17 protein-coding genes are annotated in these 18,955 nt (G+C 72.8%); 11 read left to right on the top strand and 6 right to left on the bottom strand.

Annotation, left to right across the window (positions count from 1 at the left end):
• The first annotated feature begins 7 nt into the window (after positions 1 to 7).
• The 5 genes from ACXR8F_RS01690 (at position 8) to ACXR8F_RS01670 (ending at position 4,108) form a co-directional block, all read left to right on the top strand.
• Positions 8 to 466, top strand: coding sequence for a hypothetical protein (locus tag ACXR8F_RS01690; protein WP_045191820.1), 459 nt, complete (start codon positions 8 to 10; stop codon positions 464 to 466).
• Positions 467 to 631: 165 nt separating this feature from the next.
• A complete protein-coding gene (sigE, locus tag ACXR8F_RS01685; RefSeq protein WP_458798502.1) occupies positions 632 to 1,279 on the top strand; it encodes an RNA polymerase sigma factor SigE in 648 nt (215 codons plus the stop codon).
• Positions 1,280 to 1,297: 18 nt separating this feature from the next.
• Entirely contained in the window at positions 1,298 to 1,975 is a 678-nt protein-coding gene (locus ACXR8F_RS01680; RefSeq protein ID WP_458798501.1) for a hypothetical protein, read from the top strand.
• Positions 1,972 to 3,684, top strand: a complete 1,713-nt coding sequence (locus tag ACXR8F_RS01675) for a S1C family serine protease (RefSeq protein ID WP_458798500.1) — start codon at positions 1,972 to 1,974, stop codon at positions 3,682 to 3,684. The genes ACXR8F_RS01680 and ACXR8F_RS01675 overlap by 4 nt, the downstream gene beginning before the upstream one ends.
• A 70-nt stretch (positions 3,685 to 3,754) precedes the next feature.
• Positions 3,755 to 4,108, top strand: coding sequence for a twin-arginine translocase TatA/TatE family subunit (locus ACXR8F_RS01670; protein ID WP_045191816.1), 354 nt, complete (start codon positions 3,755 to 3,757; stop codon positions 4,106 to 4,108).
• A gap of 217 nt (positions 4,109 to 4,325) precedes the next feature.
• Here the strand turns inward: ACXR8F_RS01670 and ACXR8F_RS01665 are convergent, their stop codons facing one another.
• From ACXR8F_RS01665 to ACXR8F_RS01650, 4 genes are all read right to left on the bottom strand, one after another.
• Positions 4,326 to 5,468 carry an Mrp/NBP35 family ATP-binding protein gene (locus ACXR8F_RS01665; protein WP_045191815.1) on the bottom strand — a complete coding sequence of 381 codons (1,143 nt, stop codon included), beginning with the start codon at positions 5,466 to 5,468 and terminating at the stop codon, positions 4,326 to 4,328.
• A gap of 107 nt (positions 5,469 to 5,575) precedes the next feature.
• A complete protein-coding gene (locus ACXR8F_RS01660; RefSeq protein ID WP_045191814.1) occupies positions 5,576 to 6,133 on the bottom strand; it encodes a DUF1003 domain-containing protein in 558 nt (185 codons plus the stop codon).
• The gene (locus tag ACXR8F_RS01655) at positions 6,130 to 7,437 is read right to left on the bottom strand and encodes a magnesium transporter MgtE N-terminal domain-containing protein (RefSeq protein WP_045191813.1); all 1,308 of its coding nucleotides are present in this window, start codon (positions 7,435 to 7,437) and stop codon (positions 6,130 to 6,132) included. Before ACXR8F_RS01655 ends, ACXR8F_RS01660 begins: the two co-directional genes overlap by 4 nt.
• 17 nt (positions 7,438 to 7,454) lie before the next feature.
• Positions 7,455 to 8,168: a hypothetical protein gene (locus ACXR8F_RS01650; protein ID WP_458798499.1), complete on the bottom strand. Its 714-nt coding sequence runs from the start codon at positions 8,166 to 8,168 to the stop codon at positions 7,455 to 7,457.
• 89 nt (positions 8,169 to 8,257) lie between these two features.
• Here ACXR8F_RS01650 and ACXR8F_RS01645 point away from each other — a divergent pair, with 89 nt between their 5' ends.
• Together ACXR8F_RS01645 and ACXR8F_RS01640 are read left to right on the top strand one after the other, a co-directional pair.
• Positions 8,258 to 9,331, top strand: a complete 1,074-nt coding sequence (locus tag ACXR8F_RS01645) for an HpcH/HpaI aldolase/citrate lyase family protein (protein ID WP_458798498.1) — start codon at positions 8,258 to 8,260, stop codon at positions 9,329 to 9,331.
• Positions 9,332 to 9,335: 4 nt separating this feature from the next.
• On the top strand, positions 9,336 to 10,235 hold the full coding sequence (locus ACXR8F_RS01640) for an HpcH/HpaI aldolase/citrate lyase family protein (RefSeq protein WP_458798497.1): 900 nt from the start codon (positions 9,336 to 9,338) through the stop codon (positions 10,233 to 10,235).
• Between the two features lie 111 nt (positions 10,236 to 10,346).
• Here ACXR8F_RS01640 and ACXR8F_RS01635 read toward each other — a convergent pair whose 3' ends face one another.
• Entirely contained in the window at positions 10,347 to 11,030 is a 684-nt protein-coding gene (locus tag ACXR8F_RS01635; protein WP_458798496.1) for an alpha/beta hydrolase-fold protein, read from the bottom strand.
• 204 nt (positions 11,031 to 11,234) lie between these two features.
• Here ACXR8F_RS01635 and ACXR8F_RS01630 point away from each other — a divergent pair, with 204 nt between their 5' ends.
• The 3 genes from ACXR8F_RS01630 to ACXR8F_RS01620 all read left to right on the top strand — a co-directional run bounded on the left by ACXR8F_RS01630 (position 11,235) and on the right by ACXR8F_RS01620 (position 14,352).
• Positions 11,235 to 12,131: an extensin family protein gene (locus ACXR8F_RS01630; RefSeq protein ID WP_458798495.1), complete on the top strand. Its 897-nt coding sequence runs from the start codon at positions 11,235 to 11,237 to the stop codon at positions 12,129 to 12,131.
• Between the two features lie 60 nt (positions 12,132 to 12,191).
• Positions 12,192 to 13,601, top strand: a complete 1,410-nt coding sequence (gene proS, locus ACXR8F_RS01625) for a proline--tRNA ligase (protein ID WP_458798494.1) — start codon at positions 12,192 to 12,194, stop codon at positions 13,599 to 13,601.
• 94 nt (positions 13,602 to 13,695) lie between these two features.
• Positions 13,696 to 14,352 (top strand): nitroreductase family protein, encoded by a 657-nt coding sequence (locus ACXR8F_RS01620; protein WP_458798493.1) that lies wholly within the window; start codon positions 13,696 to 13,698, stop codon positions 14,350 to 14,352.
• 106 nt (positions 14,353 to 14,458) lie between these two features.
• Here ACXR8F_RS01620 and ACXR8F_RS01615 read toward each other — a convergent pair whose 3' ends face one another.
• Positions 14,459 to 15,367, bottom strand: coding sequence for a serine protein kinase RIO (locus ACXR8F_RS01615; RefSeq protein ID WP_458798492.1), 909 nt, complete (start codon positions 15,365 to 15,367; stop codon positions 14,459 to 14,461).
• Positions 15,368 to 15,603: 236 nt separating this feature from the next.
• On the opposite strand from ACXR8F_RS01615, the gene ACXR8F_RS01610 reads away from it, so the two are divergent.
• Positions 15,604 to 18,936 (top strand): DUF7379 domain-containing protein, encoded by a 3,333-nt coding sequence (locus ACXR8F_RS01610; RefSeq protein WP_458798491.1) that lies wholly within the window; start codon positions 15,604 to 15,606, stop codon positions 18,934 to 18,936.
• Positions 18,937 to 18,955 lie beyond the last annotated feature (19 nt).

The raw sequence follows: 18,955 nt of genomic DNA, 5'->3' as shown, positions 1-18,955 counted from the left end.
TCGGGTCATGGACGAAGCGGACCGGCCGACCACAGAGCACCGGCGCCCCGAGGGCCTCGACGACGCGACCGTGGAGGCGCTCGGCAAGCTCTCCGAGGCCCTCGAGGTCGTCGAGGACGCACGCGGGCACCTCTACGGCTTCCACCGCCTGACCGGGATGGCCGACCTGGCGCTCGGCGAGGCCGTGGACCTGCTGCGCGACGCGGGGCACGCCGAGCTGGCCGAGCAGGTCTCCACCGAGCTCGTGGGGCGCAACGTCATCGAGGGCCGCTGGACCTTCCAGGTCGTCGAGGAGTACGACGACGGCTACTACGCGACGTTCAAGCGGCTCGAGGCGCTCGCCCGCGACGACCTCGCCGGCGGCCGCCGACACCTCTTCGAGGCCGAGATGAAGGAGGACCGTCGCACCCACGGCCGGCGCCATCACGAGGCCGTCCCGCACGACGGATCCGAGCAGTCGCCGTGACCGTCGGTCCGCGCCACACCGAGCACGACCCACAGGCGATCCACAGGTTCCGGCTGGCGCCCCGACAGCCGGAGTCGGGACGATCAGTGGGAACGAATCGAACATCGACGGCGTTATGTCGATGAACCGTCCCCGTGAAAGGCCCTGCCCCCAGTGAGCACCAGCGTGACGTCCACCTCTCCCGCCCCCGGGGAGCAGGCCGACTCGACATGGACGCCTCCCACCTGGGAGGAGATCGTGGAGCAGCACTCGGCCCGCGTCTACCGCCTGGCCTACCGCCTGACGGGCAACCCCCACGACGCCGAGGACCTGACGCACGACGTGTTCGTGCGCGTCTTCCGCTCCCTGCACTCCTACCAGCCCGGCACGTTCGAGGGCTGGCTGCACCGCATCACCACGAACGTCTTCCTCGACAAGATGCGGCGCAAGCAGCGCATCCGCTTCGACGCCCTCCCGGACGACGCCGCGGGCCGCCTCCCGAGCTTCGAGAAGGGCCCGGAGCAGACCTATCACGACGCCCGTTTCGACGACGACGTGCAGCGGGCCCTCGACGCGCTCGCCCCGGAGTTCCGCGCCGCCGTCGTCCTGTGCGACATCGAGGGCCTGTCCTACGAGGAGATCAGCGCGACGCTCGGCGTCAAGCTGGGCACCGTGCGCTCGCGCATCCACCGCGGCCGCGCCCAGCTGCGCGAGGCCCTCGCCCACCGGGCCCCCGAGGTCGCCGCTGCGGCCCGCCCCGCCAAGCCCGGCACGCGCACCGGCCGCGCCGGCCTGCGCCTTCCCGGTCGTCGAGTCGCGGCGAGCACGCGCTGATGGGGCCGGGGTGATGTCGTGACGCCGCACCTGAAGGGACACGTACGCGCGTACGTCGACCGTGCGCTCCCGCCTGCGCTCCTGCACCTCTACGACAAGCACGTCGTGTGCTGCACGTCGTGCCGCGCCGCCGCCGACCAGGAGCGGCGCATCGTCGCGTCGCTGCGGGCCGACACCGGCGTGCCGATGAGCCTGCGCACCTCGCTCATGGGGCTCGCCGCGGCCGCACCTGCGCAGTCCGCGCCGGGGACCGACGCGCCGCGCGTGCCGATGCCCCCCCTCGGCTTCCGTATGCCGTCGACGCCGTCCTACGAGCCCGTGCCCACCGTGCGGCCGACCGCCCCCGCCCTGCACCGCTCGCCCATGCGCGCCGCGGTGGTCGCCTCGATCGCCGCCGGCGCCTCCGTGGCCGCGGCGTGGGGCCTGGCCATCACGCCCGTCCCGGGCACCCGGGCGGCCGTGGTGCGTCCTCCCGTCGCGAACCTCGGTGCCACCGTGGGCTCGTCCAACCTCGGCGGCACCGCGCTGCCGGCAGCGCGCGTCACGAACCGCGACGCGCAGCGCAGCACCGAGGCCGCCAGCCGCTCGGCCTACTGGGTCGTGACCACCCGCGTCGTCAACCGTGCGCCCACGCCGTCCGGTGCGCGGGCCCTCCTGCGCGGCGCCGACGTCAGTTCGGCACAATCGAGCCCATGACCGACGAGTCGACGACGCCGGACCGCGAGCCGACCCCGGCCCCTGCCGCAGAGGTGCCCGAGCCCGCTTCACCCGCGCGACCCGCCGAGCAGGACGCCGTCGCCGCAGCACCTGCCCCGGACCGTGAGCCGACCGGCATCATCGACCTGCACGACACCCGGGCCATCCCGGCTGGACCAGGGGCCCAGCCGGGCCCGCCCGCGTCCGCCGCCGCCCCTCAGCCGGAGCCCCCCACGGGTGGCCCGACCGGCTCGATGCCGGGCGGTCGCGGCGACGACAACGGTGACGACGCCTGGTTCGACGTCTTCGGTGGCGAGCACCCGGGCGAGGGTGCCGGGGTCCCGGCCAGGGCCGACTCGTCCTGGGGCAGCGACCGCGCCGACGCCAGAGCCGAGCAGGCGCACCGTTCCGCCTACGCACCTCCGGCGCACGACGGTGACCCGAGCACGCCGGTAGCCGCCCCTGCGGCCGGCCCGGCCACCGCTGACGATGCCGCAGCGGCAGCGAGCGGGGCCGCGAGCGCCGGCGCGACGGCATACGCAAGCGGTGGCCCGCAGGGCTGGACCTACGGGTCACCCTCCGCCGGACCCTCGGCCGGCGGCGTGCTGCTGACCGACGAGCCTCCCGCCCCGGCCCGCCGGCGACGCGGTCGACTCGTCGCGGCGGTGGCAGGGCTCTGCCTGCTCTCGGGACTCGTCGGCGGAGTGGCCGGCCAGCTCGCCGAGGACCGCATCAACACCGGCACGTCCACGCTGCCCGAGCCCGGCCCCGGTGCGACCGCGCGACCGCCCGGCTCGGTCGCCAACATCGCCGCGGCCGCCCTGCCCAGCGTCGTCACGATCAAGGTCGACGGCGGCAGCGAGGGGTCGGCCACCGGGTCGGGCTTCGTCATCGACAAGAAGGGGCACGTGCTGACGAACAACCACGTCGTCGCTGCGGCCCCGGGCGGCGACATCGAGGTCGTGCTCAGCAACGGCGACGCGCAGAAGGCCACGATCGTCGGCCGCGACACCAGCTACGACCTCGCGGTGCTGAAGATCGCGCGCACCGACCTGACCCCCCTGCGGCTCGGGCCCTCCGACAAGGTCGTCGTCGGCGACCAGGTGATCGCCGTCGGGGCGCCGCTCGGGCTCGACCAGACCGTGACCACCGGCATCGTCAGCGCGCTCAACCGGCCGGTCAGCGCCGGCGAGGGCCCCGAGTCCTCGTTCATCAACGCGATCCAGACCGACACGGCCATCAACCCCGGCAACTCGGGTGGCCCCCTGCTCGACATGAGCGGCGACGTCATCGGCATCAACAGCGCCATCGCCCGGGTCCCGGGCACCACCGGCTCCACCGGCGGCAGCATCGGGCTCGGCTTCGCCATCCCGAGCGACCAGGCCCGGCGCACCGCCGACCAGCTCATCGCGACGGGCAAGGCCACCCACCCGATCATCGGCGTCTCGCTCGACCGCACCTTCTCCGGCGACGGCGCCCAGGTGTCCGACGCGCCCGGCGCCGTGACGGCCGGCGGCCCCGCCGCCAAGGCCGGCGTCAAGGCCGGCGACGTCGTCATCGGCTTCGAGGGCAAGCGCATCCGCACGCCCGACCAGCTCATCGTCTCCATCCGGGCGCGGGCCGTCGGCGACACGGTGAGGCTCAAGGTCGAGCGCGGCGGCCAGGAGATCGAGCTGACCATGAAGCTCGAGGCCGATCCGGGCAAGTAGTCCCCGCGCGGCCGACGGCTGGCCGCCGACATAGGATGGCGGCGCCGAGACGCGCTGGAAGCGAGGGACTGTGTTCGACATCAACGGGTGGGAGCTGATCCTGCTCGCTCTGCTCGCGATCCTCATCCTCGGTCCCGAGCGACTGCCCGAGTACGCCGCCAAGTTCGGCAAGTTCGTCCGCCAGGCGCGCACGATGGCCGACCGGGCGAAGCAGCAGCTCAAGGACGAGATGGGGCCGGAGTTCTCCGACGTCGACTGGAAGGCCTACGACCCGCGCCAGTACGACCCCCGGAAGATCGTGCGCGACGCGCTGGCCTCGCCCCCCGACGAGGACGAGCCGACGCCTGCCGTCGACAAGCCGGTCAGCACCCCGAAGTGGCACGACCCGACCGTGCCGACGCCCTGGGACGACGAGGCCACGTGACGGCTCGCCGGGCGGCCCGACCAGGCTCACGGTAGGTCTCAGGGACCCGAGCGCGGCGACTGTCGTCCCATCCCGCCCCATGACATCGAGAAAGCGATCCGCCCGTGGGGCGGATCGCTTTATCGATGAAGAGGCAGCTGGGCTCTGCTCCATCAATCGAAAGAACAGTTCGTCCGAGGACGAACTGTTCTTTCGATCGGAGAAGGGAGGCCGCGGGTCAGCGGCCGGCGGGCGTGAGGCCGAGGCTGCGACCGGCGAGGCCGCGGGCGCGGGTGCCGAGCCCACGGGCGATGCCGCGCAGCGCGACCCCGGCAGCCGAGTCGGGCTCGCCGAGCACCACGGGCGTGCCGGTGTCGCCGCCCTCGCGCAGGCGCGTGTCGAGGGGGATCTGACCGAGCAGCTGCACCGGCGCACCGATGCTCTTGGACAGCGAGTCGGCCACGGCCTGACCGCCACCGGAGCCGAAGATCTCCTGGCGGGTGCCGTCGGGCAGCTCGAGCCAGCTCATGTTCTCGATGACGCCGGCAACCCGCTGATGGGTCTGCAGCGCGATCGAGCCGGCCCGCTCGGCGACCTCCGCGGCCGCCTGCTGCGGCGTCGTCACGACGAGGATCTCGGCCGTCGGGATGAGCTGCGCGACCGAGATGGCGATGTCGCCGGTGCCGGGCGGCAGATCGAGCAGCAGCACGTCGAGGTCGCCCCAGAAGACGTCGCCGAGGAACTGCTGCAGGGCCCGGTGCAGCATCGGGCCGCGCCACACGACGGGCTGGTTGCCGGGCACGAACATGCCGATCGAGATGACCTTCACGTCGTGGCTGATGGGGGGCAGGATCATGTCGTCGACCTGCGTCGGGCGCTGCTCGACGCCGAGCATGCGCGGCACCGAGAAGCCGTAGACGTCGGCGTCGACGACGCCCACCCGCAGACCCTGCTCGGCCATCGCGGCAGCGAGGTTCACGGTCACCGAGGACTTGCCGACGCCGCCCTTGCCGGACGCGACGGCGTACACCCTGGTGAGGCTGTTGGGCTTGGCGAAGGGGATCTCCTTCTCGGGGGCCCCGCCACGCAGCTGCGCGCGCAGCTCGGCGCGCTGCTCGTCGCTCATGACGTCGAGCTCGACCTCCACGGAGGTGACGCCCTCGAGGGCCAGCAGCGCGTTGCTCGTGTCGCGGGTCAGCGTGTCCTTCATGGGGCAGCCCGACACGGTGAGGAAGATCGCGAGGTCCACCTTGCCGGCGTCGTCGATCTCGACCGACTTGACCATGCCGAGCTCGGTGATCGGCTTGCGGATCTCGGGGTCGTTGACCTTCGACAGCGCCGTGAGCATGGCGTCGCGGCTGGGCAGAGCGGGGACAGACATGTCCTCCATCGTATGCCGCCGTGCGGGGCCTCCCGACCACGCCCGCTGTCTACCGCGACACACCGCGAGGGCGTGACAGACCGCGAATCGGTGCTGGTGGCCGTGACCTACTCGGCGTGCCGCGAGGCCGGTGGGTCGTCGGGGCCGCGGACGAGGGAGCGTTCCTCGAGCTCCTCGAGGAGGCTGCGCAGCTCGCTGCGGACGAAGTCTCGGGTGGCCTGCTCGCGCAGCGCCAGCCGCAGCGAGGCGACCTCGCGCGTGAGGAACTCGGTGTCGGCGAGGTTGCGTTCGTCGCGGGCGCGGTCCTGCTCGAGGGCGACGCGGTCGCGGTCGGCCTGGCGGTTCTGCGCGAGCAGGATGAGCGGGGCGGCATACGACGCCTGCAGGCTCAGCATGAGCGTGAGGAAGATGAAGGGGAACGCGTCGAAGACGAGCCGGTCGGGCGCGAGGGTGTTCCAGATGATCCACGCCGCGACGAAGACCGTCATGCCGATGAGGAAGCCGGCCGTGCCCATGAAGCGGGCGAACCGCTCGGAGAGGACGCCGAAGGCCTCCTGCGAGAAGGTCATGCGCGGCAGCACGCGGGCGCGCTGCTCCTGGGGCTGGTCGAGCTTGTCGCCGCGCAAGGCGCGCGTGCCGGGTCGACGCTCGGCGCGTTCGCTCACGGGCGCACCTCCAGCTCGTGCCGCACCTCACGCCAGTCCTCGGGGAGGATGTGGTCGAGCACGTCGTCGACGGTCACGGCGCCGATGAGCCGGCCGTCGTCGTCGACGACGGGCAACGAGACGAGGTTGTAGGTCGCGAGGGTGCGGGTGACCGTCTCGAGCGAGGCGCTCGCGGCGAGCGGCTCGATCTCCTTGTCGATGATCGACCCGACCGCGCCGTGCGGTGGCTCGCGCAGCAGCCGCTGGATGTGGACGAGCCCGAGGTAGCGGCCGGTGGGCGCCTCGAGCGGGGGGCGACAGACGTAGACCATGGAGGCGAGGGCGGGCGCGAGCTCCTCACGGCGCACCGTGGCGAGCGCCTCGGCGATCGTCGCCTCGGGACCGAGCACCACCGGCTCGGTGGTCATCATGCCGCCGGCGGTCTTCTCGTCGTAGGCGAGCAGCCGGCGCAGGGGAGCCGCCTCGTCGGGCTCCATGAGCTGGAGCAGCTGCTCGGCTTGCTCGGGCGGGAGGTCGGCGAGCAGGTCCGCCGCGTCGTCGGGCTCCATGGCCTCGAGCACGTCGGCCGCCCGCTCGGTGTCGAGGCCGGCGATGATCTCGACCTGGTCGTCCTCGGGCAGCTCCTCGAGCACGTCGGCGAGGCGCTCGTCGTCGAGCGCGGCGGCCACCTCGGCGCGACGCTTGGGGTTGAGGTCGTGGATGACCTCGGCGAGGTCGGCGACCTTGAGGTCGTCGTAGGTCTCGAGCAGGCGCTCGGCGCTCTGCGCCCCGGCCTGCTCGTGCAGGCCGACGACGTCGCGGATGTCGACGAGCATCGTCTTGCCCGAACGCCGCCGGGTGAGGCGCGACATGGCCTTGGACGCGGGGGAGATGCCGATGGGGGCCTGCCGGACGAAGACGCGGGTGCCGAGCCAGTCTCGGCGCGGGCCCTGCTCGATGGCGATGTCCTCGACGAGGGCGTCGGCGAAGCCGGCCTCGACGGCGTCGGGGGTCGTCACGCGCACGGTGCGGTCGAAGAGCTCGGCCGCGACGAGCACCTCGTTGGTGCGCTGCTCGAACCGGCGCATGTTGACGAGCCCGGTCGTGATGACGGCGCCGGCGTCGATGGACGTCACCCGGGTCATCGGCACGAAGACGCGCCGGCGGCCCGGGACCTCGACGACGAGGCCGATGACGCGCGGCTCTGGACGGTTGGCGCCGAACATCACCACGACGTCGCGCACCCGGCCCACCTGGTCGCCGAGCGGGTCGAAGACGCTCAGTCCCGTCAGGCGTGCGACGAAGACTCGGGTGCTCGCACTCATGAGGCAAGGCTATGGGGTCAGTGGCCCCGCCGACGGCTGCCACGTCGCTGGCGCTTCTTGCGCAGCCTCGCCCGCTCCTTGGCGGCCCGGCGCGCTGCCTTCTTCTCGTCACGCAGCCGCTGTCGCTCGGCCTTCTCCTCGCCGCGTCCACCCCAGTGCCACGGTCGCCACGAGGTCGTCGTGGCACTGGTGCGCGCGGGCGCCTCGCGGTGGTCGTGGGCGGCATACGCTCCCGGCGACTCGAGCGGGCTGTCGAAGGGCACGAGCGCCGTGACCGTGCACTCGGCCGCCCAGCGGGTCAGCGAGTCGTCGACGGCGTTGAGGCGCGAGGCGCGCAGCAGCTCGGTCGCGCGCTGCCACTCGGGCGTGCCGGGCTCGAGCACGTGGACGTGGGCGCGCACCGTGAGCAGGCGGCCGCCGGTGTCCTTGCTGCGCAGGATGAGCCGCACCTCCTTGGGCAGCCACGGGAGCGGCTGCTCCCCGGGCCCGCTGACGACGAGCGCGGCGCCGTCGTCCCACACGTGCCAGGCCGGCCAGGTGCGGTCGTCGGCCACCTCGATCCAGAGCAGACCGGACTTCGTCATCGCCTCGTTGAGCAGCGCCGACGCGTTGGCCGGGCGGGGCTCGCCAGGTTGCCCTGTCGACCCTTCTGCCTGCGTGGTCGCGGCCGTCGAGGGGTCGGCGGGCTGGTTCGCCGGCGGGGTTGCTGGCTCGGTCGCGCGCTCGGTCACACGGCCACCATAGTGATGCCGGCCTCATCGACGGCGTGCGTGACTGTCGTCATAACGCGCGTCTCCAACGCGTTGCTACGTTGGCGCCCATGCGCAGCGCCAAGGACTTCTTCCGGCCACTCGCGGTGGGGGCGCCGACGCCCTTGGCGCAGGTGCCTGCCCGCCCCTCCCGGGTCATCCACTTCTTCGACCCGAGCAACCCGAAGATGGCCGCCAAGGTGCCCGACCTCGTCGGCACCGTCGACGTGCTGCTCGGCAACCTCGAGGACGCCGTCAAGGCCGACCGCAAGGAGGCGGCCCGCGCCGGCCTCGTCGACATCGCGAAGGCCACCGACTTCGGCGAGAACACCCAGCTGTGGACGCGCATCAACGCCCTCGACAGCCCGTGGGCCCTCGACGACCTCACGACGCTCGTCACCGAGATCGGCGACAAGCTCGACGTCGTCATGGTGCCGAAGGTGCAGGGCGCGGAGGACATCCACTACGTCGACCGCCTCCTCGCCCAGCTCGAGGCGAAGGCCGGGCTGACCCGCCCGATCCTCGTGCACGCCATCCTCGAGACGGCGCGAGGCATGGTGAACGTCGAGGAGATCTGCGGTGCCTCGCCGCGCATGCAGGGACTCTCGCTGGGACCCGCCGACCTCGCCGCCGACCGTCGCATGAAGACGACGCGCGTCGGGGGCGGACACCCCGGCTACCTCGTGCGCACCGACCCCGTCGACGGCGACGTCCAGGGCCGGCGCGCCACCGCCCAGCAGGACCTGTGGCACTACACGATCGCCCGCATGGTCGACGCCTGCGCGATGCACGGGATCTACCCCTACTACGGCCCGTTCGGCGACATCCAGGACGTCGTCGCGTGCGAGGACCAGTTCCGCAACGCGTTCCTGCTCGGCTGCGTCGGCACGTGGTCGCTGCACCCCGTGCAGATCGAGATCGCCAAGCGCGTCTTCAGCCCGTCGGCCGAGGACGTCGCGCACGCCCGACGCGTCGTCGCCGCGATGGGCGACGGCACCGGCGCCGTGATGCTCGACGGCAAGATGGAGGACGACGCGAGCCTCAAGCAGTGCCTCGTCATCGTCGAGCTCGCCGAGCGCCTCTCGCAGACCGACCCCGCGCTCGCCGAGCTGTATGCCGCCGAGCCCGCCACGCAGGAAGGCTGACCCCGTGCCCGACCAGACGGCATACGCCGACGGTGCCCGCGCGTACCGCCCCCGCCGCTCCGTCCTCTACATGCCGAGCTCCAACGAGCGGGCGCTCGAGAAGGCCAAGACGCTGCCGGTCGACGCGCTCATCCTCGACCTCGAGGATGCCGTCGCGCCTGACGCAAAGGAGGCAGCGCGCGAGAACGCCTGCGCCGCAGCACGTTCGGGGGAGTACGGCCGCCGCGAGCTGACGATCCGCGTCAACGGCCTCGGCTCGCAGTGGCACGACGCCGACCTCGCCGCGGCCGCTGCTGCGGGCCCCGACGCCATCGTCGTGCCGAAGGTGAACTCCGCCGACGAGGTGCGCGGTCTCGTGGCAGCGATGGAGGCGGCGGGTGCCCCGGAGCACACGCGCCTCTGGGCCATGGTCGAGACGCCGGTCGCGGTGCTGCACGCCGAGGAGATCGCCCGCGCCTCAGAGCGGCTCGCCTGCCTCGTGCTCGGCACCAACGACCTCTACAAGGAACTCGGCGCGACGTTCGCGCCCGGCCGTGCGGCGATCTCGGCGAGCCTGCAGCTCGCCCTGCTCGCGGCGCGGGCCGCCGGCGTCGTGATCGTCGACGGGGTCTTCAACGACGTCAAGGACACCGAGGGCTTCCTCGCCGAGGCGCGCCAGGGACGCGAGCTCGGCTTCGACGGCAAGACGCTCATCCATCCCGGGCAGGTCGAGCCGGCCAACGAGGTCTTCGCCCCGAGCGAGGCCCAGGTCGAGGACGCCCGAGCCGTCATCGCGGCGTTCGAGGAGGCGCAGGCGCAGGGGCGCGGTGTGGCAACCCTCAACGGCCGGCTCATCGAGAACCTCCACGTCGACACGGCCCGGAAGGTGCTCGCCACCGCCGAGGCGATCGCCGCCCTCGGCTGACCCGCGGAGCCGGGACGTCTCAGGGGCGGGGGCGGCGCTCACGAGCGCCGCAGCACTCCGGCGCTGCTGAGCGCCGGCCGCGCTCACGTGACGGCGGCGGGCTGCGCGACGTCAGGTGCGCCGCGCGAGCCAGGCCATCTCCGCGGCGGAGTGCCCGCTCCACCACGCGTCGTCGTGCTCGCCAGGCTCGAAGTGGGTCTCGGCGTGCGCCAGGCGACCGGCGAGGGTGCGGTTCGCGGCGATGAACGGGTCGGACAGGCCGCAGTCGAGCCGGACGGGGACGTCGGCGAGCCGGTCCACCCGGTTGAAGATGGAGTGGCGGTCGAAGTCGGCCGCGCCGTCGTAGGCGCGGGCCGGGGTCTGCGAGCCGCGGAGCCAGAGCGCGGCGCTCGCGGCGACGACGCCCGTGACGCGACGCGGCCCCAGGTCGCTCGCGATGAGCAGCGCCCCGAAGCCGCCCATCGACCACCCGAGCAGCCCGCCGCGCGACGTGGGCGCGAGCCCGGACCGCTCCAGAGCCAGTGGCACCAGCTCGTCACGGACCATCGCGCCCGTGTCACTTCCGTCGGTTCGCTTGTGCCAGTAGGTGCGTCGCCCGTCGACCGATGCCAGCGCGAGTCCTGTGGAGGCCACCGCGTCGGCGTAGCCCAGGCTGAACGCGTTGTCGGCGTCCCCGCCGGCGCCGTGAAGGGCGACGACGAGGCCACGGGGGCGGCCGTCCGCGGGCACCGCCAGACGCCACCGGGGTGAGTCCGTGTCGAAGCGCGTGTCGAGCACGCCCTCGGCCAGCGTCACCCCGTCGGGCGCGTCGCCGCACCCGGCCAGCGCACCCAGACCGCTGCGGCACCGAGGCCGATCGCGGCGCGGATCACCACGCGCCGCCGCAGCGCCCGTCCGGTCGACATGGACGGAGCGTAGGGCCCGGGTGGCCCGACAGGTCGGCGACCCGCTCATCCGCCGTGCGGGATCGGACGGGCGCCCTCGCGCGTTGGAGCAGTCATGGCGCCCGAGACGACCGAGCGCGGGCAGGTGAGCCCGCCCGAGCCCGCCGACGCGCCGAACGGGGCTGGGCTGACCCGTCGCCGCCTCCTCACGCTCGGTGCGCTGGGGGTTGTCGCCGCGGGTGGGGCGTATGGCGTCTCGCGCGGTCCCGGCCTCCCGGGCCTCCCGCAGCTCCCCGGCCTCGGCGAGCCCCGCCCGCCGGAGCTGCGGATCGACCCGCAGCCGGTGGACTTCCGGGCCCTCGAGGCCCGTCGCCGCGTCGGGACGGCGGCGTACGCGTACGAGGTCACCGGCCGTCCCGTGACGTACTACGTGACCGAGCCCTTCGGGGCCAGGCTCGACCGGTGGCTCGCCCTGCACCGCAAGCACGTCGGTCAGGCGCCCGACGAGATCCGCTCCTACGGCGCGTGGGTGCGCGGGTCGTCGACGTCGTGGCACAGCTCCGGCGAGGCGATCGACATCGCGCGGCTCCGGTCGGGTGGTCGCGACCTCACCTCGCTGCGCTACGACCAGTGGCGGGACGCGCCGGCGACCGAGCTGCGCCGGCGGCTGTCCCTCTACTGGCGCACGGCGGCAGGTCTGCACCACGAGTTCGCCGACGTGCTGACCTACCTGTTCGACGGCGCGCACGCGAACCACATCCACGTCGACATCGGCCGGTTCGGGCCCGAGCAGCCCCGGCTGATCCGTCGGTCCAACGCGCAGGTGCAGGCGGTGCAGGCGATGTGCCGCCACGTGTGGGGCCGCACGGACGTCGAGACGACCGGCGACTTCGACGACGTCACGCGCGATGCCACGACCCGCATCCTCGAGCAGGTCGGTGGGCCGGGCGAGCTCGCCGACTCGCGTGGGGCGTGGCAGGCGTTCATGGTCGCGACGATGCGGCGCGCCTGAGCAGGCCCGAGCCCGCGCGAGGCGGGCGCCTGATGTGGTCTCGTCCGTAGGATCGGGGCCATGCCCAAGACCGTGCTCACTCCCCAGTCCGAGGACTTTCCCCGCTGGTACCAGGACGTCATCGCGAAGGCGGAGCTGGCCGACAACGGGCCGGTGCGCGGCACCATGGTCATCCGACCGTACGGCTACGCGATCTGGGAGCGGATGCAGGCCGACATGGACCGGCGCATCAAGGAGGCCGGCGCGAAGAACGCGTACTTCCCGCTCTTCATCCCGGAGTCGTACCTCACGCGTGAAGCCGAGCACGTCGAGGGCTTCAGCCCCGAGCTCGCGGTCGTGACGCATGCCGGCGGCAAGGAGCTCGAGGAGAAGGTCGTCGTGCGGCCGACGTCCGAGACGGTCATCGGCGAGTACATGGCGAAGTGGACCCAGAGCTACCGCGACCTGCCGCTCCTGCTCAACCAATGGGCCAACGTCGTGCGCTGGGAGCTGCGCCCACGGATCTTCCTGCGCACCAGCGAGTTCCTGTGGCAGGAGGGCCACACGGCGCACGCCACCGAGGCCGACGCACGCGCCTACGCGAGGCGCATCCATGCCGACGTCTACGCCGCGTTCATGCGCGAGATGCTCGCGATGCCAGTGGTCCTCGGGCGCAAGACCGCCCGTGAGCGCTTCGCCGGCGCGACGAACACCCTTGCGCTGGAGGCGATGATGCGTGACGGCAAGGCCTTGCAGATGGGCACGAGCCACGAGCTCGGCCAGAACTTCGCCAAGGCCTTCGACATCACCTACCTCTCCGAGCAGTCGCGCCAGGAGACCTGCTGGACCACGTCGTGGGGCACGTCGACGCGCATGGTCGGCGGCCTCATCATGTGCCACGGCGACGACGCCGGCCTGCGGGTGCCCCCTCGGCTCGCACCGGTGCAGGCGCTCGTCATGGTGGTCAAGGACGGCGAGGGCGTTGCAGCAGCGGCCGAGCAGGTCGTGGCTGACCTCTTGGCCCGCGGCGTGCGCGCCGAGCTCGACGCCCGGGTCGACACGCCCTTCGGTCGTCGCGCCGTCGACGCCGAGCTCAAGGGCATCCCGGTGCGCGTCGAGGTCGGACCGCGCGACCTCGCGGAAGGCACCGTCACCGTGGTGCGGCGCATCGCCGGCGGCAAGTCGGCCGTCCCGCTCGGCGGGGTCGTCGACACGGTGACCACCGCGCTCGAGGAGGACCACGAGGCGCTGTATGCAGCCGCGCTGGCCCACCAGACGGGCAACACCACCGCGGTCACCACCCTCGACGAGGCTCGCGAGGCGGCACGCACCGGCTGGGCGACGATCCCGTGGTCGACGCTGGGCCCCGCCGGCGAGGCCACTCTCGCCGAGGCCGCCGTGACCGTGCGGTGCCTGACGATGCCCGACGGGTCGGTGCCCGAGTCCGAGGACGACGAGGGCGTGCTCGCCGTCGTCGGCCGAGCCTACTGATCGCCCGCCCGTACATTGAGTGGTGGTGGCCACAGGGACGGCTGGGAAGAGAGCAGGGTCGGGCATCGTTGACGGAAACGTGAGGAGGAGCGACGTGAGTGACACGACGGTGCCGAGCGGACGGCATACGCCCGCGGGCTCGACGGCGCAGCCGGAGACGCTGACGCCGCTGCTGCGCGACCGTGAGAGCGTGCTCGTCTACGACCGCTCCCACACCCTCTCGCCGGACGCTTTGCGCGCGATCCTGGAGGCGGCGCGCTGGTCACCGTCGGCCGGCAACTCGCAGCCGTGGGGCTTCATCGTCGGCCTGCGCGGCGACGACACCCACGCCGCCATGGTCGAGCTGCTGTCGTCGGCGAACCAGGTCTGGGCGCCCTCGGCCTCGGCGATCATCCTGACCCTTCACCAGGTCGCGACCGACGAGGACCACGAGATCGCCTACAGCGACTACGCGATGTTCGACCTCGGCCAGGCGGTCGCCCACATCACCGTGCAGGCGCGTTCGATGGGCCTGCAGGTGCGTCAGTTCGGCGGCTTCGACCACCGGGCGGCCACCGAGGTCTTCGCGGTGCCGCCGCACTGGGCCGTGACCACGGGCATCGCGCTCGGCCTGCCCGCCGGGCCCGACGGTGACGCCGAGATGCCCGACTGGGTGCGCACGCGGGCGCGCCTGCCCCGCTCGCGCCTGCCGCTCGAGGCCTTCGTGCACTCCGGCAAGTTCGGCCACACCGCCGACTTCCTGGCCGACTGACAGCCCGGCGCCGACCCGCCGTCCGGCCACCTCGCCGAGGGCCGGACGTGGATGGAGACCACCCCACGAACGGGTGGTCTCCATCGCGTCCGTGCCCTCGCGGTGGTCACCAGCGGGACGTCGCCGCGGCGATGAGGTCACCGAAGAGCAGGCCCTCGTCGACCGCATACCCACGTCGAGTGAACCAGTCACACATGTTGCGTGTGTCGCGTTCGAGGAACTCGGGCCCGTGCGGGTTGCCGATGACGTCGACGACCTGCGGCCAGTCGATGAGCACCAGCCGGGCGTCGTCGCCCTCACCGTCGAGCAGCACGTTGTACGGCGACAGGTCACCGTGCGCCCAGCCGAGCTCGGCGAGCCGGAGCATCGCCTCGCGCAGCTGCTCGAAGAGAACCGGCAGCAGCTCCGGGTCGGGACGGGTCTGCGCGAGGCGGGGCGCGGCCTGTCCGTCGGGAGAGCCGATGAACTCCATCAGCATCTCGTCGTCGGACATCTGCACCGGGTAGGGCACCGGCAGCCCCTCGTGCCACAGCCTGACCAGCGTCTCGAACTCGGCGAAGGCCCAGAGGCCACTGATCAGCTCCTTGCCGAACGAGGTGCGGGTCCGGATGGCCCGCGTCTCGCGCGACTTGCGCACCCGCCGCCCCTCGAGGTAGCCCGAGTCGCGGTGGAAGAGGCGGTTCTTGCTCGACCGGTAGCGCTTGCCGGCCATGAGGACGTCCCGGTCCGGTGAGCCGGGCACCCACCGGCGCACGAGGTGGACGTCGGCCTCCTTGCCGGTCTTGAGCACGCCCAGGTCGGACTCGACCGCGCCGAGGTCGGTGATGACCCAGTCAGGGCGAGGCTTCGGGCCGTGCGTCGCGCCGTCCCAGCTGGACCAGCGCTCACCCTCCGGTGGTGCGTCGGGCTGGGTGTCGATCGCGAACGACTCGAGGTCGAGGTCGGTGAACCGCCCGTCAGTCAGGCGGGGATCGAAGACCTCGTACTCATCTTCGTGAAAAGCATTGAAAGACAATTGAACTCCAAGGAAGAAGTGGTGTGGGCAGGCGTGCCCGAGGCCGTGATGGACATGTCACCCTCCTTGGGTCCAGGGTCTGCAGCCGTGTGCCGCAGCGCTCGCGTAGAGACTGGCGGAGCCGCCACCGCCGCGCAACCGAATTTCCGTGCGGGCAGGTTGTCGCGTTGTATCACCGGACGCGTCGTCCACCTCTACGGTGTGAGCAGGAGGAGCGTCAGGGAGGGAGCCCAGGTATGCCGTCCGCGTCCTTCGGTGGGGGAGCGGTGCGCGTGCGCGCCCCCCGCGGCTACGACGTGTCCGCGGCCGGGGAGCCCGGCCGCGCGGACCGTGACCTGCCGCCGGACCTGCCGCCGGACCTGCCGCCGGACCTGCCGCAGCCCGGCCGGCGAGCGGCGGACCGGGCCGCACTGGCAGACCTCCTCGGTGACAGCGACTTCATCGTCGTGGACCGCATCGACCTGGCGCCGAGACGCGGCCGCGACCTCGATGCACCGCCTCCGCCGAACCGGCGCGGCACCGTGCACGTCGACGTCGACGTGCCCGCCGGCGAGGACGCCGTGGTGCTCCTCGAACGCGACGGCGTCTACTCGTGGCACGTCCCGGCGCGTGAGGAGCGGTCGCTCGAGCCCGGGCCGCGCACGGTGTCGTTCGCGCTCCCGGTCCAGCCGGCGCCGCGGACGACGCGGCCAGGCACCTCTCACGGCACGTCGCCCGGCCGGGCGGACCGCGGGCTGCTCGGCGACCTCGTGCACGGCGCGCTGCAGGCCACCGTCCTGCGCTTCGCCGTGCCGGCGGCCGTCGACCGCCTCGTCGAACACCTCGAGTCAGGCGTGCGCACCGGGCTGGTCCACGTCACTGGCCCCGACGAGTGGCGCCCCATCGACGGCATCGAGGAGATCGCGTCGCTCCCCACCGACCGCCCGGCCCGCATCCTGCTCCTCGTGCACGGCACGTTCTCGTCGACGACCGGTGCGTTCGGGGCGCTCGCGGTCACGCCCGGGGCGGAGGGCTTCGTCGACACGCTCGTGACGGCATACGACGCCGTGCTCGGCTTCGACCACCGCACCCTCAGCGTCGACCCGGAACGCAACGCCCACGAGCTGGTCGCCCTCCTCGAGCCGTTCCACGGAGAGCTCGTCATCGACGTGGTCACGCACAGCCGCGGCGGCCTCGTGACCCGGTCGTTCGTCGAGGCCGTGCTGCCCGCCTCTGGGCTGCGGGCCACCGTCGGCGCGGTCGTGCTCGTCGCGGCGACGAACGCCGGCACGCACCTGGCCGACCCCGAGCGCTGGCACGACCTCGTCGACCTCTACACGAACCTCGTCATGGCCACCGCGAGCGGACTCTCCCTCTTCCCGGGCGGAGCGCCCTTCCGCGCCATCGTCGGTGGCGTCGTGGGCGGCGTCGGGACGCTCGTGAAGTACCTGGCGTCGTGTGCCGCCGGTGACGACGGTGCGCCCGGACTCGCGGCGATGCGCCCCGGCGGGGACTTCGTCACCGCCCTGGATGCCGTGCGACCGTTGCGGCGGGGGGACGAGCCGAGCTGGTACGTGGTGACCTCCGACTTCCACGTGTCGCTCTTCGACGACCACCACAACCCGCCGGAGTTCCCGCGGGAGCTCGCGGTCCGGCTGGCCGAGGGCTTCGTCGACGGGCTCTTCGAGGGGCGCAACGACCTCGTCGTCGACACCGACTCGATGTCGACGGTCGGTGGCTCCGGGCTCCGCGTCACCGAGACGTGCGCCCTGGGCACGAACGACGTCGTCCACCACGTCAACTACTTCGCCCAGCTGAGCGTGATCGGCCAGATCGCCCAGTGGCTGCCGCTGGGGCTCGGCGCCTCCGACGACGAGTCGCACCTCCCGGGATGGATGACGGCGGCGCTGCCGCCGGACGACCGTGGACTCGGGGCCGTGCCCGACGAGCCGGAGCCGGTGGGGTCCGGGGCGGAGCCGCCACCTTCCATGGCCGTCCCGCCGCCCGCGCCCCCGCCGCCGCCCGCGCCCTCGGCCCCCGCGCCCCCGCCCCCGGCCCCGCCCGCAGCCGCCTCCCGGCAGGAGACGAGCGCCGAGCTGGCGGCCGAGATGCCGTCGGTGGTGACCGCGGGCTCGGACTTCACCGTGCGCGTGCGTCTCTCGCGGGCGCCCCTGACGGCGACCCCGGGCACGGTCCACGTCGAGGAGACGATCCAGGTCGACGCGTCGCAGGCGGTGAGCGTTCAGGTCTACGCCAAGGACAACGCGCAGGTGCGGGAGGCGGAACCGAAGCTCTTCGCGCTCTCGTCGGTCGACGGCGTGGCGGCCGAGCTGACGTTCCGGGTGCGGGCCCTGGACCCGGGACCCGTGGGCGTCACCATCGTGCTCCGGCAGGGGAGCGTGATCGTGGCGACGCTGTCCCTCGAGGCCACGGCCGACGGCGCCACCCTGCTAGGCCCGCAGACGGTCAGGGCCGTCGTGCACCCCGGCGTCGCTGCCCCGGAGCTCGCCGGACTGCCGTGCCTCGACATCGTCGAAGGCCGCCTGACGACGGGGGAGCACATCTACAGCTATGCGCTGCGCCTCGTGCCGGGCCAGCCCGCCCGGGTGTTCACGTCGGCGCCCGTCACCGGACGGGACGACTTCGTGCGGCAACGCATCGCCGAGGTCGAGCGCGTCATCAAGGACCCCGATCTCACTGCGCGCCAACGGATGTCGCAGCTGCAGAACACCGGCACGCTGCTCTTCGAGCAGTTCTTCCCCGAGGACCTGCAGGCCTACCTCTGGGCGCACCGCGACCTCGTGCACGACCTCATCGTCTACACCGACGAGCCGCTCGTCCCGTGGGAGCTCGTGCACCTCAAGCCGCCACGCGGCAAGCGGGGCACGAAGCCGCGGTTCCTGGGCTCCGGCGGGATGGTGCGGTGGCAGCTCGGCAGCTTCCCGCCGCAGCGGATGCGCGTGCGGCCGGGACGTGCCCGGTCGATCTGCCCCGTCTACGCGAACCCCATGTTCAAGAACGACGTCGGCGTGGCCGAGGCCGGCTACCTGCGTGAGCGGTTCGGGGCCAAGCCGGTCACGGCGACACCGGTCGGCGTCGAACGGCTGCTGCGCGGCGGCGGGTTCGACCTGCTGCACTTCTCCGGCCACGGCGCTGCCGATGCCGACGACATCGCCGAGGCGAAGGTGCTGCTGCGCGGCCGGAGACGGGGCTCGACCGTCCAGGAGCAGTACCTGACCGCCACGGACGTCTCGCAGAACCTCGACTGGACCGACCCCGGCGTCACGGGGCCGCTCGTCGTGTTCAACGCCTGCCAGACCGGTCGCTCGGGCGAGCTGCTCACCACCGCCGGTGGGTTCGCCAAGGCGTTCCTCGATGCCGGCGCCTCGGCCTTCGTCTCGTGCCTCTGGTCGGTGCGGGAGGAGCCGGCGCAGGTCTTCGTCGAGACGCTCTACGACGAGCTGCTCGGTGGTGCGCCGATGTCGCGGGCCAGTGCCCTCGCCCGCGAGGCGGCACGCGCCGCGGGCGACCCGACCTGGCTCGCGTACGCCGTCTACGCGAGACCCGACGCCGTCCTCGAGAAGGTCTGAAACGACATACGTCACAGTC

The sequence above is a fragment of the Terrabacter sp. AAH1 genome (assembly GCF_054456855.1).
Note: the sequence above shows the minus strand (reverse complement) of the source record. Positions and strands in the feature narration are given on the sequence as shown.